The following is a 19,462-nucleotide window of genomic DNA, read 5'->3' on the forward strand; positions in this document are numbered from 1 at the left end:
GAAACCGACGGTGCTCCCGCGCATCTCGACGAGGAGGCGCGCCTCCTGCACGAGCGAGGAGCGATGGAGGAACGGCTCCTGGGGCTGGAAGGAGCCTGGTTGCGCGCCGTCGCGCTCTGCTGGGAAGATCCGACGCAGCGCGATCGGTTGAAGAGCGACCCGCGGGGGTACTTGATGGCTCGCTGCGGCTATGCGTTGCCGCCGGGGATCGACCTCACCATCCGCGAGGCGCGGGAGCCAGGCTCGCCGGGCGGCGACGCGCTGCGCTTCTGCGAGCAGCGCAGGGGCTGGGACCCGTCGGCGGGCGCCATCACACTCTGTATCCCACCAGCGCCGGAGCTGAAGGATCAGCCCGTCGCGCTGGCCGAGCTCACGAGCGACCCCGGCTCGTCTTGCATCATCTGCTGAGTCAACCCTCGACGCCGTAGAAGCTGGCGGCGTTGTCCCAGAGGATCTTGCGGAGGCTCTCTCCTGGGAGCTTGCCGCGGAGCGCGAGCGCCCGCTCCACCATGCCTGCGTCGTGATCGATGTGGGGGAAGTCCGTCCCGAAGATCGCCCTGTCCTCGCCGAGCCATGGGATCGCCTGCTCCAGGCACGGCTCGTCCGGCTCGATCTCGATGAAGCACTGGCGGCGGAAGTACGCGGACGGCTCGCGGCGGATGTGCGGCGCGACCTCCTCGGCCAGGCCCCGGTACTCGATCTCGTCGAGGCGCCAGAGCCAGTAAGGCAGCCACCCGCAGCCGGCCTCGAGGAAGGCCACCCGCAGGCCGGGGTGGCGCTCGAGCACGCCGCCCTCGATCAGCGCGAGCAAGGCCATCATCTGCTCCATCGGGTGCGAGCAGGCGTGCAGGGCGAAGCGGCTGCGGAAGCGATCGGCGCCGGCTGCGGGCAAGGAGGCGTGTGTGCCCTCGTGGATGGCGACGGCGATCGAGCGCCGCTCGCACTCGGCCCAGAACGCCTCATAAGCAGGGTCGCCCAGCGTCCGCCCCGCGACGGGGTTCGGCCGGAGCACGACGGCGCGGAAGCCGAGCGCGGCCGCGCGCGCGAGCTCGAGCACCATCTGCGCCGGATCGTGCGGGCTCATCAGGGCCACGCCACGGAGGCGCGAGGGGTCGTGATCGCAGAAGCCCCGTAACCAGGTATTGTACGCCCTGGCGAGCGCGCTCGCCAGGGCGGGCTCCAGCGGGGTCATGCCGAGGAGCGCCAGCGCGAGCGTCGGGTAGAGGAACGCCACGTCGATGCCCTCGCGATCCATGTCGTCGAGCTGCGCTTGCGGCTGATCGAGCCGCCCGAGCGACGCGAGCGCCCCGAGCCGCCGGCGGCCGGCGGCGGCGATCGCGCGCCAGGTCCGCGCGCTCATCCGGTGATGGACCGGCCGGCCATCCACCATCGGCTGCGGGGGGAGCCGGAGCAGCCCCTCCGGCCCGAGGTGCGCCACGCGGTCGGCCAGGGGCTCGCCGTCGCCGGCGTACGCGAGGTACGGCGCGTGAGCGCGGAGCTCCGGCTCGAGGTGGGTCTTCCACAGATCGAGCGGCTCGATCACGTGACGATCCGCGTCGAGGATGCGATAGCCGTCGCGCACGGGACATCTCCTCTGGTCTGGTGCCGCAGGTCAGACATCCGGCCAGGGTTCCGGAGAGAGAGAGAGTTCAACGCAAAGACGCAAAGACGCAAAATACAAATCATTGATTCTTTTTTGCGTCTTTGCGTCTTTGCGCCTTTGCGTTAATTTCTCCCTCTCGTCGAGCGCGGCGACGAGCTCGTCCGCCGTCCGCCGGCCGTCGAGCGGCGGCCCCACGAGGTGAACGACACGGCCGCGGAGCATGGTGCGCTCGCGCTCGCCGATCAGGAACACGGTCTCCTTGTCACCAGCGAGCTCGACGCCCAGGTGGTGCTTGAATTGCAAGGTGCGCCGGGTGCATTGGACGCGTTGGAGGCGCGGGATGCGTGGGATGCGCTTCATGAACACCGGATTCTGATGGACAAGCTGGTGCGTCGCCGCCCGCCGGAGACGCCCGTGCTGGTGCGCAATTCAGCGTCAGCGAGCGCCTGCCTGGAGCGCGGGCGGGCGGGCTCGCCGGTGCACGCCGCGGGGGCGCGCGAGCCCGGGGGCGAGGTCGTGTGAGAAGGGGGTGAACAGCGTGGCAGTCATTCGCGAGACGGACATCGGCCCGGAGACAACGCCGCTGTCCAGCAGCTTCATCGATGCGATCCAGGGGGTCAGGCAGGACGATCGACGCGTCGCCCTGCTCGTCTACCACCGCGACGGCGCCGAGCGCGCCGTGCTGAGCCCGGGCGTGCCGGTCGTGATCGGCCGGGCGCCGCCGTCGCAGGTCCAGATCGGCGACGTCAGCCTCTCGCGCGAGCACGCCCGCTTCACCCAGTCCGGCGACAAGGTCGTCATCGAGGATCTGCGCTCGACCAACGGCACCTGGCTCGGCGGCGAGCGCATCACGCGAGGCGAGGTGAAGCCGGGGGAGGAGGTGATCCTCGGCAAGGTCGTTGTCGCCGTCCGCTCGATCACGGCGGCCGAGGACGAGCTGCCAGGGCTGATGAGCCACGAGCAGCTCCGCGTCGCCCTCGAGGAGGAGGTGAAGCGCGCGCGGTACTTCGGGCGGAGCTTCGCCGTCGTGATGGCCCGGGTCGCCCGCCAGCCCGGCGCCCACGTGAGCCACCTGTTCCCGCGCGTGCGGGCGCTGCTGCGCCCCGTCGACCGGATCGCGCTCTACAGCTCGGACGTGGTGGCGGCGCTGCTGCTCGAGGCCGGGACGGAGGTGGCGCTCGACGTGGCGCGCGCGCTCGCCGCGCCGCCCGGGGGCGGGTCGCCCGTCGTGCTCGCGGGGTTCGCGACGTTCCCCGACGCGGGGACCGTGGCGGAGGAGCTGCTCGATCGGTGCTGGAGCGCCGTGCGCAGCGCGACGGTGGAGCAGCCGGTGCGCTCGGCGCCGGGCGGGACCTGGAAGAGCGGCCCGGGCGCCTGCAATTTCGAGCCGGTCGTCGTGAGCTCGGCGATGCGCCGCGTCTTCGAGATCGTCAAGCGGGTCTCGCGCTCGTCGATCCCGGTCCTCTTGCTGGGCGAGACGGGGACGGGCAAGGAGGTCGTGGCGCGGGCGATCCACGACAGCGGCCCGCGGAGCGGCAAGCCGATGGTGTGCGTCAACTGCGGGGCGATCCCGCAGCAGCTCGTCGAGAGCACGCTCTTCGGCCACGAGCGCGGCGCGTTCACCGGGGCGTGGCAGCAGCAGCGAGGGGTGTTCGAGGCGGCGGACGGCGGGACGGTCTTCCTCGACGAGATCGGCGAGCTGCCGGCCGCGGTGCAGGCCGCGCTCCTGCGCGTCCTCGAGACGCGGCAGGTGACCCGCGTCGGCTCGAACAAGCCGATCGACGTCGACGCGCGCGTCGTCGCGGCGACCCACCGCGACGTCGAGGCGATGTGCGCGTCCGGCGCGTTCCGCAGCGATCTGTTCTACCGCCTGAACACGATGACGATGACGATCCCGCCGCTCCGGGCGCGCCCGGAGGACATCGAGCCGCTCGCGCTGCGCTTCCTCGACCAGGCGAACCAGGCGAACGGCCGGGCGATCCGCGGCTTCGACGCCGAGTCGCTCGCGCGGCTCCGGGCGTACTCCTGGCCGGGGAACGCGCGGGAGCTGCGGAACGCGATCGAGCGGGCCGTGGTCATCGCCGAGGGCGAGTGGATCGCCGAGGAGGATCTGCCTGAGCGCGCCCGGGCGGCGCCCTCCTCCGAGCCGGCGGAGGGGGAGCTGCCGTACCAGGTCGGAGAGCTCACCGCCGCGGCCCCGGGCGGGGACTACCTGAAGACGCGGCTGCAGCGCTGCGAGGCCGAGCTGATCGTCGAGGCGCTCCGCAAGGCGAGCGGGAACCAGACGGAGGCGGCGCGCGCGCTGGGCATGCCGCTGCGCACGCTCGTGTACAAGCTCAAGGCGCTCGGCATCAAGCGGCTCGGGTACGCGCCCCCGCGGGAGCCGTAGCGCGCGCCGCATCGACGATCAGGGCACGGTCTGGAGCGCGCTCTCGGCCGAGCGGAGCGCGCCCTCGATCCCTTGATAATCGCAGTAGGCCTCGCCACAGACATGGACGTTGCCGACAGGCGCGTTGCTGCCGGGGAGGTCGAACGCCCTCAGCCTCTCGAGGACCTCCCACGACCTGACGCCTGGCCGCCAGGTATGGGCCCCCGCCCCGTAGGGCTCCCGGCTCCAGTCCCGGATGGCCCAGGTCGTCACGGCGCCGGCGGCGCGCTGCCGCCCGGCCGGGTCCTGGAGATCCACGCCGAGGTATTTCAGGAGCTGCCGCTTCAGCGCCTCGCTGCCGTCGATCTCCGCGCGATCGTGGGCCTCGCCCTGGACATAGACCTTCCAGAACTCCGTGGCCGGTCGATCGGTGTAGAGCATGATCATGCCCTTGCCGTCGCTCTCGCGGTAGGTGGTATGGACCTCCCTGGCGGGCATCAGCGACGCGTTCCTGTGGGGCGGCGTGCGCGCCGTCCACCACGGCGCGTCCGTGACCAGGAAGCACTTGAGGAGCGGAAACCCGAAGACCGCGTCGAGATCCCGCTGGATCTCCCGGGAGAAGCAGCCGGCGAGCCGCATCAGGGGGCTGCGGGGCAAGGCGAGGATCACGTGCTTCGCGACGGCCTCCACCGTCTCCGCGCCGCGGGCGAACTGCAGGCGGATCTTCCCTCCTTCCGCCGCCGCGAGCGACGTGAGCGCGTGGCGAAGGTGGATGGCGACCTGCTCGGGGCGCCGCTCGAGCTCCCGCACCAGGGCGAGGGGCAGCGCCCGGGAGCCGCCTTCGATGCTGACGAGCGAGGCGTCCCCCTCCCCCTCGCTGGACAGCGCGCGAAGCCAGAAGACGATCCAGTCCATGGCGTTGGGGTTCTCGGGAATCAGGTGGAAGAACGTGCCCTGATCGCGGATCGCGAGCACGGCCCCGTGGCTGAGGACGTCGCTCAGCGCGTTCCAGAACCCCTGTTCGTGGAGGAAGGCGCCTCCCAGCCTGGCGCCGCGGCGCATGCTGGCATAATCGTCCTCCGCGAGGCGCCTCAGCCATTCCCGGTGCTTCGCGTCCCTGGGGTCGTCCGGGTTGCCGGGGCTCGCCCACGGGGTGTCCCTCAAGATCCTCAGGATACCGAGCTTCATCAGCTCGAGCGTCGTGTGGGGGCGATGAGCGGGTCCGGCCTCGTCGGGGGCGAGGGAGAACCGCGGCCCCTGGGCGGGCTCGGCCGCGTACGCGGTGAACGGCCTGGTCTTCAGGCCGAGCTCGTCGAGCAGCCCCATCAGCAGGCGCTGCCGGCGCTTCTCGAAGCGCATGGGGCCGCACTCGGCGAGGAAACCATCGAGCTCGACCGTCTCGATCCGGCCCCCGAACCGCTCCGAGGCTTCGAAGAGCCCGACGGTGCGGCCGGGGTCCCGCCGGGCGAGGCGAAAGCTGCAGTAGAGGCCGGTGATGCCGGCGCCGACCACGATCGTATTGAACTCTTGCACGCGCGTCCTCCTCGGTTCCTGGACAGGGGGTGAGGCAGGCGCCCCCGCCGGCCTCCGCGGCGCTGTCACGCGGCTGCCCGCTCGGCACAGGCGCCGCCCATCTCCGCGCCTTCCTGCGTGGTTTCATAGAACAGGAAGCGCCCGGTGGTCGCCTCGCAGACGGCCTGCCAGCCGCGCATCCGTCCGACGACATCGAACGAGAGCCCCCAGCGAGGCGTCTCTTCGATCACGCGCACGCCGAGGGCGTGCATCGGCAAGAGGGCGACCGGCGCCAGGGCATGGAAGACGCTGAGGGCGGGCCGCGGACAGCCGGGCTTGGCGTGGACGCTCGCGCGGAGGTAGCTGGCGCTCGAGAAGCCGAGCCCGTCGACCACCCGCTCGATCAGGCCGAGGCCCCGGATGCCATGATGGTTGATGGCCATGTAGAGGGGCGTCACCTCGTCCGTCGCCGCCTGGAAGGCCCTGGCCTGGGCGGCGAGCGCGGTGGGGATCCCGTCCGGGTGCCCGGCCACGGCGGCATAGAACAGCACCGCTTCGTCCTCGTCGGAGAGGCCGCAGTCCTTGATGAACATCAGCGATCTCGACTGGGCGGCGGCCGCCTCCCTCACCGCTTCATCCTCCGCGATCGAGGCGACCACCTCCGCGGCGCTGCGCTCGACGACGCTGCCCCAGTCCGCGGGCAGGTACGCGAGGGTATCGGCGACGATCACCTCGTCACGGACGCCGAGGCGGGGTAGATCGCGCCAGAGCTGCTCGAGGTGGCTCCGGACCTCGTCCGCGCAGAAGCCCATGTCGCGGGTGTGAAGGCACGTATCCGGCACGACCACCACGTGGGCGCCGCCAGGGTGGAACTCGCGCAGGACGCGCGCCAGCGCCGCTCGCATCTTGATGCCGAGGAACTCCGCGAAATCGGGCCCCCGGCCGAACCTGCCTGTCTTGAGCGGCACTGGCACCTTGCCGCCGCCCTCCGGCATGGCCAGCACGATGGGCTCACCCGTCCGCACGATCCGCTCGAGCCTGGCGTCGAACTCGGCCATGTCGCGGGGGCACTCGAACCGGGTCTTGCTGGTCTGGATCGAGGCCTTCTTGATGATGGCCTTGAGCTGGGCGGCCCTGTCGCCGTGTCGGGCCCCTGCCTTCCGCAAGCAGTCCTCGAAAGGACGGATCGCCTGATCGAGCTCGCCGAGGAAGACGTCGATCTCTGCAGGCCCGGCGAAGCGGACCGAGGCCGCAGGTAGCCTGCTGCCGGACAGCACGCGCTGCTTCGCGGCGAGGAGCTCCGGCGCCTTGGCGAGGCCGGCGGCCGGCTGGGTCACGGCGCTCTGGTAGCGAGGGGCGGCGGGGCGGCCGGAAGCCGCCCTCTCCCCGTCGAGCTCCGCGAGGCCGGCGGGTCGCGCGCTCATGGAATGACGCGCGCCGTGAGCCTCGGTGCTCTTCGCGGCCTCCGAGACGATGGTGGGGTGACCTTTGCCGAGCACAATGCGGATGAGGTCGCTGGTCGCTTCGATCTTCATGGTTCTCCCTGCGACGCGGGCGCCACGACGACGCCCCATCGATCGATCGGCTCCGCTTCGATCGAGCATTCGTCGAACGCGGATTGCCTATCTGGCCCTAGCTCTCACGTGAGCCAGAGCACACCTCGTGCCGGCGGAGCTCGCGCAGATTCACGGGGATATCGGGGCGCTGGCCGCGCGAGCGGGGATGAGCGCGCGGACCGCTACACGATCGAGCAATGGATTGCGTGCCAGGGAGGGCACGCCCCGTTGTCGACGGGTGATGGCGTCCTCTGCGAGGCGGGAGATCACGAGATCTCGCGGCGAGCGGACAAGTCGCGCGGGCGCGTGCCTGCGCTGCGGCGGGCGTCGGGCGCGCCGCGCGCGACGCGCGCGACGCGCGCGACGCGCGCGACCGATGAGCTCACGTCGATGGTGGGGGATGCGCGGCGCCTCGCGGTGTGGGCGCGCGCTCGACGAGGGGATGGGGAGGGAGACGGCGTGTGGGAGGACGTCTCAGGGAGCGACGGTGTCAGGGAGCGAGCGAGATGGCGGCGCGACTGGCGGGCTCGGGCTCGAGGGGAAGCTCGATCATGAACGTCGAGCCGCAGCCCGGCGAGCTCTCCACGCTGATGGTTCCGCCGTGAGCGCGCACGATCTCGCGCGCGATGTAGAGCCCGAGCCCGAGGCCGCCGAAGTGCACAACGCCGCCCGCGCGCTCGAAGCACCTGAAGATGCGGGCCTGGTCCTCCTCCGCGATGCCCGCGCCGCGATCGCGGACGAGGAGCTCCGCTCCGCCGGGACAGGCCTTCACCTCGATGGATATCGGCCGGCCCGCGCCGAACTGGATGGCGTTCTTGACGAGATGGAACACGAGGCGTCCCATCTGCTCCCGATCCCAGCGGCCGACGACGCCCTCCGGGGCGTCGATGGAGATCGTGGAGGACGGGGAGCGGAGCTCCACCGAGAGCTCGGCGATCACCTCCCGGACGAGCGCCCCGAGATCGACGGTCTCGCGCTCGGGATCGAGCGGGCCTGATCGGAGCCGGATCGCCTGGAGCATGTCATCGCAGAGCCGGGTGAGCCGGTTGACCTGCCGGCCGACGACCTCGAGCGAGGCGACCCACGTTGACCCGTCCTCCGCCCGTTGCTCGCTCAGCCGCTTCATCCGCTGGACCTGCAACTTGAGCGAGGTCAGCGGCGTCAGGAGCTCGTGCGACGCGAGCGTGAGGAACTCGTCCCGAACACTGGCGCCTGCGTCGGGCTCGCAGCCGCGGGCGGGCCGGCGAGCTTCGGGGGTTCCAGTGAGCGGGGCGTTCGAGACGGACATGGTTCAACTCCCGTTGGAGAGTGGATGGATTTTCGCGATCGCGTCCGAAGCATCGGCGATGCCACGCGTCATCGCCCTGGGGGAAGCGCGGTTTCCGCGGCACCTCGCGCTGGATCCGGGCCGCCGAGGGCGGGGGTGCCGTGGCGCCCGGCGAACGGTTGCTCAGGTACGCAAGAAGCCGTGAGCGACCCGACCAGCGACCCGACCCAGGTTGGGGAGCGGCCTGACCCAGATTGGGGCAGCGGGGGCAGCGACCTGACCCGGGGGCGGACCGGGGCGGACCCGACCCGGCGGACCCGACCCCGGCGGACCCGACCCAGGTTGGGACGAGCGCGACCCGACCCAGGTTGGGCGATCCGGCGGCGATCCGACCCGGACGACTGCGACCCGACCCCAGGTTGGGCAACCCGACCCAGGTTGGGCGATCCGGCAGGCAACCCGACCCAGGTTGGGCGATCTGAGGTTGGGCGATCTGCAGGTTGGGCGAGGCCAGCGGAGACGTCATCGGTCCCTCGTCACGCAAGGCAGGGCCACGCACGCACGCCGACCAGGCTGCCGCAGGCGGATCGACGCTCGAGTGAAGGGCTGAGGCGCGCCGGAGCGGACCGGTCGACGGCAGCGAAACCGCGGAGGGGCTTCCGCGTAGCAGCGGATGAACCCGCTCGGCGGAGCGCGCAGAGCCGCGCGCCCGCGAGCTCGGGGCGCGCCGTGCCCGTCGCCACGACGGAGATGCGCCTCGACGATCGACGCACCGACAAGCCCGCGCCGCTGGGTTCGCGGCGCCATTCTCCAGGAGCTTTCTCATGTTTCGCAGCACGATGAGCATCACGGCCCTGAGCTTCGGTCTCTTCGCGGCGGGCGCGCCCGGCGACGCCATGGCGCACGGCAGCGGCGCCCACCGGCACGGCCAGATCTTCGTCATGACCAATGCCGGAGACGGCAACGCCGTGATGGCGTATGACCGGGCGGCGGACGGCTCGCTCTCGTACGCCGGCACGTACGCGACCGGAGGGCTCGGCGCGCCGACCCGGCCGATCAACGCGCTCGGATCCCAGGGCTCGCTCGTCCTCAGCGAGGACGGGAAGCTCCTGTTCGCCGTGAACGCGGGCAGCAGCGAGGTGTCGATGTTCCGCGTCGGCCCGCGCGGCCTGACGCTGCTCGATGTGGTCGACTCGGGCGGCGACTTCCCGGTGAGCGTCGCCTCGCACGGCGACCTGCTCTATGTCCTCAACGTGGGTGGCGAAGGCAACATCGCCGGCTTTGAAGTGAACCCGTGCGGCGAGCTCGTCCCGCTCGACGGATCGAACCGCGGCCTCGGCCTCGGCGGCACGACGCCGCCGTCGCTCGGCGCCACGCCGGGTCAGATCGGCTTCTCTCCCGACGGCGAGGCGCTGGTCGTGGCGGGCAAGGGGTCCAATCAGCTCCACGTGTTCCCCATGAGCGGCCGCGGACTGCCCAGCGACGCGCCGGTCACGACGATCTCCAGGGGCCTTGTCCCGTTCGATTTCGCCTTCGATCGTCGCGGCCACCTCATCGTGGCGGAGGTCGGCGGCGACGGCGTGCCCGCGACCGGCGACACGAGCGTGGTGTCCTCGTATAAAATCGGGCACGACGGGAGCCTCGCTGTCATCAGCGACACGGTCGACACCTTCCAGCGGGCGACCTGCTGGATCACCGGCGCCCCTGGGAGCCGCTATGTCTTCACGGCCAACACGGGCAGCAACACGCTCTCCGGGCTCCAGGTCGACGCCCGGGGCGCGCTGACGCTGCTCGACGACGGCGTGTCCGCCTCGTTCCCCACCGGAACGGCGCCGATCGACCTCGCGATGACGCGCGACGGCCGGTTTCTGTACACCCTCAACGCGGGCACCGGGACGATCGCGGCGTTCCAGGTGAGCCGCGACGGCAGCCTGATCCCACGCGGGGAGGCGGGTGGATTGACGCCCGGCGGCGGCGCCCAGGGCATCGCCGTGCGGTGACGGTCGTTCCTCCGCGTCCAGGGTTCGCCGCGCTCGGTCAGCACGCCAGCCGGGGCGCGGCGCTCACGCGGCGCGGATCACCTCCTCCGCGGCGCGGCGCGGGCCGCACACGCCCTCTCGCTCCGGAAAGCCCAGCCGGAACGCGAAGGTGAGCTGCCGGTCGCCTGGACCCAGCGCCTCGGTGAACGAGCGCTCCATCGCCGGCGCTCGTCCGAGCATACGCTCCCGGTCGATGACCTCCGGCACCTGGTTCAGCGGGTGCATCGCGATGCCGCGCGCGGTCGCCCAGAGATGCATGCGTTGCCACAGGCGCCCGGCGCGGAGCGTCGCGCCCAGGTCGTAGCGGTCGCGGACCGTGATGACGCCGATGGCGGGATCGCCGGCGAGGTGGACCTCGCGGGTGACGCGGAGCCAGTCGTCGTGCATCTGTTCCGCCGACGGACGCGGCAGCAGCTTGACGGCCGCGGTGAGCAGCGGGCCGAGCCCCATCACATCGAGGGTCAGCCCGTCCCTATGGCTCGGTACCGCCTCCGGCGCCAGCCGGAACCACGCGTCGCTGTCCCGCACCATCGCCGCGTCGCGGACGATGGTCTCGGTGGCGCGCAGCGTGTGAGCGGCGAAGCTCTCGCGCTGATCGGGGTGCTCCAGCCAGACGACCTCACCATCGGAGCCCGCTTCGCTCAGGCGCGAGAGCTCCTGGAGCGCCGAGCCAGGTACGCGCTGCGCCTTGTACGGGCCGCGGTTCGTGTGTCGCCGTGCGATGACCTCCGCCAGCGGGGACGCCGCTGCGCCTGGCTCGATACGGACGCTCGCCACCCGGATCGCCCGCGGCGCCGCGCGCTCGCGAGCGCGAGATCCCTCCGGGTCGGAGCCCGGCAGAGGGCCGGCTTCGAGTTCGACGCGGGGGGCCCATCCCATCGAACCCGCCGCGAGCGCCAGGTTCTCTATCGCGCAACCGAGCCCGATGTGCATCTCGCGCAGGAACGGATCCATCGTGCCGAGCGATCGAGACCTGTCCGAGAGCACGTCGATGCGATCCGGGTGGACCTCGAACAGCCAGGGTTGCGTGTTGTGCGGGCTCGCGGCGAGCACCGCCGCGCGCACGAGCTCGGCGAGCTCGCCGCCGCGCTGCCCGCGGAACGCGGTCCAAGGGGCGAACGGCTCGCCCGTCCGATCGTCGAACACACCCCGGCCAGCAGCGTACCAGCCCGCTCCCGCGGCCACGGCGAGCGTCGCGACGCCTTCCAGCAGGCGCCGCCGCGAGACCTTGAGTTTCCTCTCCATGATGCGCTCCATCCTCCAGAGGACGTGTGACCGGGCTCCGCGAGCGACGGCCATGCGCAGAGATTGAGGCGGCTCGAACGATTAGTACAGGAAATCGCTCTAATATGATGTATCAGTGTGTCTAATGCTCGAGGCGCTCCCCGACGACCTGAACCTCCTGCTCGCGCTTGACGTGCTGCTGCGCGAGCGGCACGTGACGCGCGCGGCGAAGCGGCTCGGCATCACGCAGTCGGCTGCGAGCCAGCGGCTCGGGCGGCTGCGCGAGTTCTTCGGCGATGCGCTGCTCGCTCCGGGGCGGCCGCTGCTGGCCCTCACGCCGCGCGCCGAGGCGCTCGCCGATCCGCTGGCACAGGCGCTCGCGAGCTTGCGCGCGGCGGTCCAGGCCGGCGCGCCGTTCGACCCAGCGACGTCCGAGCGCCGCTTCGTGCTGCTCGGCAACGACCTGCTGGAGGCGGTAGCGCTGCCGCGGCTCTTGCCCCTGCTGGCGCGCGAGGCACCGTACATCACGGTGCAGGTCGACCGCGCCGAAGCGGACTTTGTGAGGCGGCTCGAGCGGGGAACGGCGGATCTCGCGTTCGTCCCGGAGTTCCTCGTGCCCCCGTCGTCACGACAGCTGCGCTTGCCGGAGGAGGGATTCGTGACGCTGATGCGCAGGGACCACCCCGCAGCGTCACGGCGGCTGACCCTGGAGCGCTACCTGGAGCTCGGGCACGTGCTCATCGCTCCGCACGGCATGCCGGGCAGCCTTGTCGATCGCGCGCTGGAAGCGCGTGGGCGGCGGCGGCGGATCGTCGCGCAGGTCCAGCACTTCGTGACGGTGCCTTTCCTGATCGCGGCCTCGGACCTCGTGGTGACGTGTCCAGCGACGCTCGCGGCGGTGTCGACGCCCTTCGGCCTACGCGCGGCCCGGCCCCCCGTCGAGCTCGGCGTGGACCGATCTTCGGCTGTCTGGCACGAGCGCGTGCACGACGATCCAGGCCATCGCTGGCTGCGCTCCTGGCTCAGCAAGGCGATCCGCGCGGGCGCGATCCGCGCGGGCGCGACCCAACCAGGTTGACCTGACCCAACCAGGACCTGACCCACCCAGGCTGACCTGCAACCAGGTTGATCCGACCCAGGTTGACCGGGGAAACCCGACCCACCCAGGTTGACCCGACCCGCCGGGTGACGGAGCACGGTCCGCCATGGCGCCGCCACCCGCAGGCATGGGTAAGTACTTGGTAAGTACTTGAGATCGTTCACCACGATCGCCGGCACGGCTCTTGGAATTCTGCCCGACCATGAGCCAGCCCCGCCAGATCGCGCCCGGCGCAACCTACCTGATCACCCGTCGCGTCCTGCGCCGGCATCTCCTCTTCCGGCCCGACGCAGCCATCACTCAGCTCTTGGTCTACGCCCTCGCGGTCTCGACCCACCGCTACGGCATCGAGGTCCACGCGCATTGCGCGATGTCGACGCACCTGCACCTCGTCGTGACCGACGTGAACGGCGTCCTGCCGCGCTTCCTGCAGTTCTTCCATCGCATCGTCGCGCTCGGCACGAAGGTGCTCCGCGCGTGGGAAGGGCCGGTATGGGATCATGAGGCCACGAGCGTGGTGCGGTTGCTGACACACGCGGCGGTGGTGGAGAAGATCGCCTATGTCCTCGCAAACCCTGTGGCCGCTGGACTCGTCCCTCATGCGCATGAGTGGCCGGGCGCCAAGGTGAAGGTGGGCGAGATCGGCCGGGGCGTGTTGTGCGCGGCGCGTCCCGCCGCATACTTCAACCCCAAAAATCCACAGTGGCCGGAGGAAGCAACGCTGTCACTCACGCTGCCGCCGACCATCGAGCATGACAGCGCGGAGGACTTTCGCCACGCCATCGCCGCCGAGCTCGAGAGGCAAGAATTGCAGGCGCAAGCGGAGGTGAAGCAGCGAGGGGGCCGCTTCCTCGGCGCCGAACAAGCCGGCAAGGTCTCGCCCCATGAGCGCATCACGAGCCTCGAGGCGCCGCGCGCTGTCAATCCGACGTTTGCTGTCGGCCGGAAGCAGGGTGACGCGTGGCGCGCGGCTCGTGCCACTGTACGCGGGTTTCGCGCCTTGTACCGCGCGGCGCTCGAGCGGTGGCGTGCCGGCGTGCGCAGCGTGGTATTCCCGGCAGGGACGTGGTGGATGTGCACGTTTCACGGCGCCAATATGGCCGATGTTGTGCTCGCGATGTAGGTACTTTGAGGGTAAAAGGGCAGGGACAACCTGGGTGAGGTAGCGCGCGCCGCTCTCGGGTCAACCTGGGTGGCACGGGTTGTTCGTGACGACGAATCCCAGTGCCTCCACGCTCGCACGAGCGTCGCCGTCCCAGCCGAGCTGCGGATCTAGGCGAAGCTCGCCCGGCGCGAGCACGGCGGGCAGCGCCATCAGACCAACGAGCTCGACCGCATCGAGCTCCGCGCCAGTGTCGCCCGCGAACGGCGGACACAGCACGCGCCCTGCAGGCGCGAACGCCAGCGCTGCACGCAGCGGCTCGCCCAGCGTCGCGCGCAGCACGGCTAGATCGTTGCCGATGGTGGCTGGCGTGGCAGCCGCCGGCCAGATCCATACCGTGAGGCCGGGCAGGTCGGCCACGCAGACCGCCATCGCGCGCTCGGGGGGGAGCGCGCGGCCACGGGCACCGAGGGGTGATGCCGCGATCGCGGCGACGATGAGCCCCGGCCGGGCGAGCGTCAACGCCGCGAGCCGACCGAGGTTGCGCTGAGCCGCCGTCCGGCGAGCGGCGATCGCGGCAAGGTGGTCGGGACGATCGTAAACGAGCTCGACCTCGCGCTGCATCGCCACGTGAGGCGAGGTCTGCGCCGCCGCGGCAAGCGCCCGCTCGCAGGCCTCGCCGTCCGGCGCCGGCCCTCCCCTCTCTGGCAGCGGCGCGGCTTGCTCGATTTCCAGACGCTCCCGAAGGAGCTGCGCGACCCGCGAGGACAGACCCAGGGAGCCGAGCGACCAGGCAGCGGAGAACCAGTCCGCTGGCTCCGCGAGCGCGAGCGCCTCGGTCGAGGCGCGATCCCAGGCGGCGAGCGCCTCGCCGAGCGGAAGGCCGAGCGCGCGAAAGAGCGCGCCCGCCTCATCCAGCGCCGCCGCCGCACCCGGATCGCCGAGATCCCGCCGCGCGCGCCCGATCGCCCGCGATGCGTAAGCGACCCAGGTTCGGAGCGGCGGCGCGGCGTGCTCGGCAATGTCGCGGGCGGAAGTCGCGAGCGCGAGGGCATCGTCGGCGCGGCCGAGCTCGAGCGCTAGCTCGGAGAGGAACGTGAGTGCGCGCGCCCGGCCGAAGGCGTCGCCGAGACGCGCGCACAGCCACTCCTGTCGCTGGAGCGGGGCTCGGGCGCGCTCCAGCGCGCCGAGGCCGAGCGCCGCCGCGCCGAGCTGGCCGCAGGCGATCGCCTCGCCTACGGAGTCGCCCCGGCGGCGGTGGAGCTCGGCCGCGTGCTCGAGCAGCGCCTCGGCCGCGCCGTGCGCGCCGAGGGTCACATAGAGCGTGCCGAGCGAGTTCAGGATCTGCGCGCGCTCGCCGAGGAACGGCTCCGAGCGGCGCAGCGCCGACAGCAGCGTGCGCTGCGCAGCCGCCGCGTCGCCGAGGAGCCGCTCGGCCGTACCGCGGTAATGGACGGCGACGACCGCGGCGCGGCGTCCTGGATCGCCTGCGGCCGCGATGGCGTCGAGCTCCTCGATGGCGGACGCACAGGCCGCTCGGACGTCGCGGCGCAAGCGCGCGAGCGCCGCCTCGCACCGCGCGAGGTCCCGGGCCTCGGCGGCCCCTCCTCGGTCGAACGCGGCGACAGCGCCCTCGAGGTGCAGCACGGCCGCGTCCAGCGCCCCCTCACGCAACGCGAGCGCGCCGCGCCCGAAGCCGAGCGCCGCCGCGACGAGCGGCCCGCCCTCGAGCACCGCCGCCGCAGGATCGCGGCCGACACCGAGGAGCCCCTCGATGCGGTCGAGCTCGGCGCGGACCTCCGCGCCCGGCGCGCTCCGCAGCAGCCGTGACAGCGGCGACACGCTGTCGATCGGATCAAGCGGGAGCACCGCGCTCCTCCACCCCCTCGCCGCGCGCCCCGCGCGCGAGCCCGTGCAGCGCCGCCTTCACCGCCTCGATCGAGAGCTCCGGCCAGGCGGCGCGGATCCGCGCGACGTGCGCGGTCACGTGGGGCGCAGCGAACGACGTACCGGTCCAGCGCCGCTCGCCGCCGCCGGGCGCGGGCGCGAGCACGTCGTCACCGGGCGCGAGGATCTCGTGGTCGAGCGTGAGCTCGCTCCGGAGCGCCTCCGGGTCCTGGAAGTCCCCTCTGCCGACGCCAATCAGCGACTTGAAGCGGCCTGGATAGGTGCGGAACGCCGCCGCGTTCGGGCCGGCGGCCACGAGCACGACCTCCGCGGTGTAGGCGGCGTCCGCGACCTCGTAGAGCTCGACCAGCGAGCGGTAGTCGCCCGGGCGGAGCGGCGCGTTCTTCGGGATGTCGATGCCGAGGCTCAGGTTGACCACGGAGAATCGCTCGCGGACGCAGAAGCGCAGCGCGGCGACGAGCCCGTCACGCGAGCACCGCCCGTCATCGCCGAGCGCGCGGACGCTCGTGATCTCGGCCGCGGGCGCCATGCGGTGGACGATGCCCGCGCACGCCGTCCCGTGCCCGCTGAGATCTCCCGGAGCGCACGGCGCGACCCCGTACGCGCCGCCGCCAGCGCCGCGCTGGACCAGGGCGACGTGCCGCAGCGCCGCTGCGCGCAGCGCGGGGTGCGAGGCATCGACGCCGGAGTCGATCAGCGCGACGCGCACGCCGGCGCCGCTTCGCGCGCCCGGGCGTGGCGCGCCGTGGAGCTCGCCGCCCGGTCCTGCGGGAGAAGCCGTGGTCACGCGGAGCTCCCCTCCCCTGCGGAGGCGGGCTCCCCAGCATCGCCGGCGCCGCTCGCGTAGGCGTCGATCCGCGCGAGGAGATCGAGGGCCAGGCGGGCCTCCGCCTCGCCGCGCTCGGCGAGCCTGCCCACCACCGCGGCGAGCTCCAGGCGGCGGCGGTACTCGGGCGTGAGGCGCAGCGCGTGGATGTGCCGCTCCAGCGCGGCGCGGAGCGAGGTCGGCGGCGGGGCCGCCCCTTCCGGGATGGGGGGTTCCGCGCCCGACGCTGCGCGCCCGCCCGGCCCCGCCGCCGGCTGGCCTGGCGCCTGCGCGAGCAGGTCCGGCATCGCGCGCGCGAAGAGCTCGAAGACGACGCGCTCGGTGCGGAACGACTCCACGGTGAGCGCGAGGACCTCGGCCAGCCGCTCGGCCAGGTCGAGCTCCCGCCCGCCGAGGGGCGCCTCGTGCGAGAACAGCGCGGCGCCGCCCACGGTCGCTGCGCCGATGCGGATGGGCACGAAGATCGCGGACGCCGGCGCGGCGGCCAGGAGCGGCCGGAGCGGCGCGATCATCGGGTCGCCGTCGGACAGCTCCACCGCGTGCCCGCCGCCGCCACCGAGCAGGTACGCGAACGGGGTACCGCTCGGCGGCAGCTCCGCGCCCGGGGCGCGGAAGCCGACAGCGTCAGCGACGACGGGGACCGTGAGCCGCCCGAGCGTTTCCATCTCGAGCGCGACGAGCGCCTCCGAGCACGGCATCGCGAGGCACGCGAAGCGCAGGTGCTCCCCGAGCCCGCGCACCCGCGCCTCCACCGCGCCGAGGAGCGCCGCCGACTCGACGGTCGAGAGCAGGTCGCGCAGGCGCGCCGTGAAGGGCGCGAGCGGCGAGCGCAACGCGTGCGGGTGGGGCGGGAGGGCCCGCGCCGGGGCGGGCGGGACACCCGGCGCGGAGCGGGCGGCGAGCGGCATGGGCCGCCGATGCTACCGCCGGAGGGCCCTCGAGCGAACCGCAATGACGCCCGCGCCGAGCCGCTCCCCGCCGAGCCGCTCCGCGCGCGCGCCCAACCCCGGTCGCCGCGCGCGCGCCCAACCCCGGTCGCCCACCGGTCGCCCAACCCGGGTCGCCTCGCGCCCCCAACCCGGGTCGCCTCGCGCCCCCAACCCGGGTCGCCTCGCGCCCCCAACCCGGGTCGCCTCGCGCCCCCAACCCGGGTCGCCTCGCGCCCCCAACCCGGGTCGATGCCGGCGATGCCGGCGATGCCGCCGGCGCGATGCCGGCGCGCCGACAGCCGGCAGAGGCCCGGTGCAGCGCTGCCGGCGCAGGTGCCACAGGCGGTCTCCTGCCGGCTGAGGTTCCGGTTGACGTGCTCCGAACCTCTCCTAGCATGCGACGACATGCCGCGATTCGGCTGCCTTGCGCACCGTCCGAAGCGATCGCCCCCGTACGCGGCAGACGGCTCGCGCCCCGCGGCCGCGAGGCCCCTCGATCCGGCGCGGGTCCGATGAGCTCGTCCACCCGCGAGCAGCAGCGCCGTCTCGCCGTCGTCCTCTGGGGTGTCCTCGGCGTCGTGGCCGTCCTGGTCGAGGCCATCTACCGCCTCGGGGCCACGGCGGTTCGCATCCTGACAGCCCACGATCTCACGACAGGCCAGCTCGTCCTGCTTGGGGTCTGGACGGTCGCGATCGCCTATTTCGAGGGGTATCGCGGCTTTCAGCAGCGCTTCTCGCCGCGGGTAGTCGCGCGCGCGCTCCACCTCGCGGACCACCGTCGTCCGCTGCACGTGGCGCTGGCGCCGCTCTACTGCATGGCGCTCTTTCACACGACGCGCCGCCGGCTGATCGCGACATGGGTGCTCATCGCGGGCATCGTGGCGCTCATCGTGCTCGTCCGGCAGATGCCCCCGCCGTACCGCGCGATCGTCGACGCAGGCGTCGCGTTCGCGCTCGCCTGGGGGACCGCTTCCATCCTCGTCTGCCTCGCGCGAGGGCTCGCAGGCCGCCCCCCCGATGTACCGGCGGACGTGCCGGAGGAGGCGCTCCGCCCCGGCAGCGATACCGAGCAGATCGCCAACCAGACCGTGAGAGCGAGCGGCCCCGGCGACCGATGAGGCCGCGCAGGCGAGCGCACGACCCCTTCCAACCATGATATCCGGACGAGCGGCCAATCTGCACGGCAGCGGAGCCCCGTCAGGCGAGCGCCCTCTATCCCTCGATCCGCACGGCCCGCGGCGCGCCCTGAGCTGAACCGCCTTGCGGCCTCACCTGTCGCCTCCTGCTCCTCGTCGCTGCCGTCGCGCTCGTCGGCGGCAGCCGCTTTATAAATACTACTTCTCAATAGACACCTGACGCACAACCATGGAGGCCGCCTCATGAACAAGAGCGGCGCTGATGCCGGACTCGGCAGGACAGCACACGCGGCCCACGTGTGGATCCGACGAGCCGGCGCGGCCTTCTACGCGAAACACCGCGCCCGTGATGAGCCCGTTACCCAGCTGAAAAGGCGCGGCACGGGCGCTGTCCGTGGGCGTCCCGATGCGCCCGGCCGATAGGCAGCTCGTGTGTCGCTCGAAGCGCTGGTGCTCAGCGCACGAGCCCGAGAAGCGTCGTCCAGTCTGCCCGCATCGTCTCCAACCGTTGCTCGATCGAGCAAGACCCCTGCGCGCAGAAGCCCTGCCGAGCGCCATGACCGCGCGGAGGCTCTCCCGCTGCCCGCTCCAGGGGTGCGCGCCTCGGTCAGATTCAAGCCGCTCCGACCTTCCGTGCGGGCATGGTCTGTGGATTGCACTCGCGCGCCGAGCCTGAGGGCGACGACCCCGCCCAATTGCGCCGAGCACGGTGGCGCTGCGAGCCCCGCTCGGGCTCGTGCGTCGGTCCCCGCACGACCGCCACGCTCGCGGCCAGACGAACGCCAAGAAAGCGAAGCGATGCACTCGATTCAACAGTATCTCTCCTCCCCCGCCTTCGATCTACCGGCCGACCTCTCGCCGAAGACCCCGTGGAACAGGCCGTTTCGCAGGCA

General features: G+C 72.3%; 16 protein-coding genes. 7 read left to right on the forward strand and 9 right to left on the reverse strand.

Translation table 11 applies throughout. The features are described from left to right. Positions 1–63 precede the first annotated feature (63 nt). Entirely contained in the window at positions 64–408 is a 345-nt protein-coding gene (locus WMF44_RS27915; protein WP_437293085.1) for a BMA_0021/BMA_0022 family TOMM bacteriocin, read from the forward strand. A 1-nt stretch (position 409) separates the two neighbouring features. Here the strand turns inward: WMF44_RS27915 and WMF44_RS27920 are convergent, their stop codons facing one another. Both WMF44_RS27920 and WMF44_RS27925 read right to left on the reverse strand, forming a co-directional pair. Further along, complete coding sequence (locus WMF44_RS27920; protein WP_437293086.1) at positions 410–1,582, reverse strand: amidohydrolase family protein; 1,173 nt, start codon at positions 1,580–1,582, stop codon at positions 410–412. A 30-nt stretch (positions 1,583–1,612) separates the two neighbouring features. Beyond that, positions 1,613–1,963: a hypothetical protein gene (locus tag WMF44_RS27925; RefSeq protein WP_437293087.1), complete on the reverse strand. Its 351-nt coding sequence runs from the start codon at positions 1,961–1,963 to the stop codon at positions 1,613–1,615. A gap of 15 nt (positions 1,964–1,978) precedes the next feature. Between WMF44_RS27925 and WMF44_RS27930 the strand changes: the two genes are divergently transcribed. Further along, complete coding sequence (locus WMF44_RS27930; protein ID WP_437293088.1) at positions 1,979–2,125, forward strand: hypothetical protein; 147 nt, start codon at positions 1,979–1,981, stop codon at positions 2,123–2,125. A gap of 16 nt (positions 2,126–2,141) precedes the next feature. Further along, a complete protein-coding gene (locus WMF44_RS27935) occupies positions 2,142–3,992 on the forward strand; it encodes a sigma 54-interacting transcriptional regulator (RefSeq protein WP_437293089.1) in 1,851 nt (616 codons plus the stop codon). Between the two features lie 18 nt (positions 3,993–4,010). On the opposite strand, the gene WMF44_RS27940 is transcribed toward WMF44_RS27935, so the two are convergent. From WMF44_RS27940 to WMF44_RS27950, 3 genes are all read right to left on the reverse strand, one after another. Further along, complete coding sequence (locus WMF44_RS27940; RefSeq protein WP_437293090.1) at positions 4,011–5,504, reverse strand: flavin monoamine oxidase family protein; 1,494 nt, start codon at positions 5,502–5,504, stop codon at positions 4,011–4,013. A gap of 65 nt (positions 5,505–5,569) precedes the next feature. After that, a complete protein-coding gene (locus tag WMF44_RS27945; protein WP_437293091.1) occupies positions 5,570–7,018 on the reverse strand; it encodes a hypothetical protein in 1,449 nt (482 codons plus the stop codon). A 511-nt stretch (positions 7,019–7,529) separates the two neighbouring features. Continuing rightward, positions 7,530–8,327, reverse strand: a complete 798-nt coding sequence (locus WMF44_RS27950; RefSeq protein WP_437293092.1) for a sensor histidine kinase — start codon at positions 8,325–8,327, stop codon at positions 7,530–7,532. An 818-nt stretch (positions 8,328–9,145) separates the two neighbouring features. On the opposite strand from WMF44_RS27950, the gene WMF44_RS27955 reads away from it, so the two are divergent. Beyond that, positions 9,146–10,306, forward strand: coding sequence for a lactonase family protein (locus WMF44_RS27955; protein ID WP_437293093.1), 1,161 nt, complete (start codon positions 9,146–9,148; stop codon positions 10,304–10,306). 63 nt (positions 10,307–10,369) lie between these two features. Here WMF44_RS27955 and WMF44_RS27960 read toward each other — a convergent pair whose 3' ends face one another. After that, positions 10,370–11,590: an Acg family FMN-binding oxidoreductase gene (locus tag WMF44_RS27960; protein WP_437293094.1), complete on the reverse strand. Its 1,221-nt coding sequence runs from the start codon at positions 11,588–11,590 to the stop codon at positions 10,370–10,372. A 124-nt stretch (positions 11,591–11,714) separates the two neighbouring features. Here WMF44_RS27960 and WMF44_RS27965 point away from each other — a divergent pair, with 124 nt between their 5' ends. Together WMF44_RS27965 and WMF44_RS27970 are read left to right on the forward strand one after the other, a co-directional pair. Further along, complete coding sequence (locus WMF44_RS27965) at positions 11,715–12,647, forward strand: LysR family transcriptional regulator (RefSeq protein WP_437293095.1); 933 nt, start codon at positions 11,715–11,717, stop codon at positions 12,645–12,647. Positions 12,648–12,870: 223 nt separating this feature from the next. After that, complete coding sequence (locus tag WMF44_RS27970) at positions 12,871–13,791, forward strand: transposase (RefSeq protein WP_437293096.1); 921 nt, start codon at positions 12,871–12,873, stop codon at positions 13,789–13,791. 60 nt (positions 13,792–13,851) lie between these two features. Here the strand turns inward: WMF44_RS27970 and WMF44_RS27975 are convergent, their stop codons facing one another. The 3 genes from WMF44_RS27975 to WMF44_RS27985 are packed head-to-tail and all read right to left on the reverse strand — an operon-like array spanning position 13,852 to position 17,412. Then, on the reverse strand, positions 13,852–15,639 hold the full coding sequence (locus WMF44_RS27975; protein WP_437293097.1) for a hypothetical protein: 1,788 nt from the start codon (positions 15,637–15,639) through the stop codon (positions 13,852–13,854). Then, positions 15,626–16,465 (reverse strand): S8 family peptidase, encoded by an 840-nt coding sequence (locus WMF44_RS27980; protein ID WP_437293098.1) that lies wholly within the window; start codon positions 16,463–16,465, stop codon positions 15,626–15,628. The genes WMF44_RS27975 and WMF44_RS27980 overlap by 14 nt, the downstream gene beginning before the upstream one ends. Next, positions 16,462–17,412 (reverse strand): hypothetical protein, encoded by a 951-nt coding sequence (locus tag WMF44_RS27985; protein ID WP_437293099.1) that lies wholly within the window; start codon positions 17,410–17,412, stop codon positions 16,462–16,464. Before WMF44_RS27985 ends, WMF44_RS27980 begins: the two co-directional genes overlap by 4 nt. 533 nt (positions 17,413–17,945) lie before the next feature. On the opposite strand from WMF44_RS27985, the gene WMF44_RS27990 reads away from it, so the two are divergent. Continuing rightward, on the forward strand, positions 17,946–18,551 hold the full coding sequence (locus WMF44_RS27990; protein WP_437293100.1) for a hypothetical protein: 606 nt from the start codon (positions 17,946–17,948) through the stop codon (positions 18,549–18,551). The last annotated feature ends 911 nt before the right edge of the window (positions 18,552–19,462 follow it).

Source organism: Sorangium sp. So ce426, assembly GCF_051475585.1.
Taxonomy (GTDB): Bacteria; Myxococcota_A; Polyangia; order Polyangiales; family Polyangiaceae; genus Sorangium; species Sorangium cellulosum_B.

Excerpts from the sequence above, each read along its gene's own strand:
- WMF44_RS27915 (WP_437293085.1), top strand. The coding sequence starts at position 64 with ATGGAGGAACGGCTCCTGGGGCTGGAAGGAGCCTGGTTGCGCGCCGTC.
- WMF44_RS27925 (WP_437293087.1), bottom strand. The coding sequence starts at position 1,963 with ATGAAGCGCATCCCACGCATCCCGCGCCTCCAACGCGTCCAATGCACC.
- WMF44_RS27930 (WP_437293088.1), top strand. The coding sequence starts at position 1,979 with ATGGACAAGCTGGTGCGTCGCCGCCCGCCGGAGACGCCCGTGCTGGTG.
- WMF44_RS27945 (WP_437293091.1), bottom strand. The coding sequence starts at position 7,018 with ATGAAGATCGAAGCGACCAGCGACCTCATCCGCATTGTGCTCGGCAAA.
- WMF44_RS27950 (WP_437293092.1), bottom strand. The coding sequence starts at position 8,327 with ATGTCCGTCTCGAACGCCCCGCTCACTGGAACCCCCGAAGCTCGCCGG.
- WMF44_RS27955 (WP_437293093.1), top strand. The coding sequence starts at position 9,146 with ATGAGCATCACGGCCCTGAGCTTCGGTCTCTTCGCGGCGGGCGCGCCC.
- WMF44_RS27960 (WP_437293094.1), bottom strand. The coding sequence starts at position 11,590 with ATGGAGAGGAAACTCAAGGTCTCGCGGCGGCGCCTGCTGGAAGGCGTC.
- WMF44_RS27965 (WP_437293095.1), top strand. The coding sequence starts at position 11,715 with ATGCTCGAGGCGCTCCCCGACGACCTGAACCTCCTGCTCGCGCTTGAC.
- WMF44_RS27970 (WP_437293096.1), top strand. The coding sequence starts at position 12,871 with ATGAGCCAGCCCCGCCAGATCGCGCCCGGCGCAACCTACCTGATCACC.
- WMF44_RS27985 (WP_437293099.1), bottom strand. The coding sequence starts at position 17,412 with ATGCCGCTCGCCGCCCGCTCCGCGCCGGGTGTCCCGCCCGCCCCGGCG.
- WMF44_RS27990 (WP_437293100.1), top strand. The coding sequence starts at position 17,946 with ATGAGCTCGTCCACCCGCGAGCAGCAGCGCCGTCTCGCCGTCGTCCTC.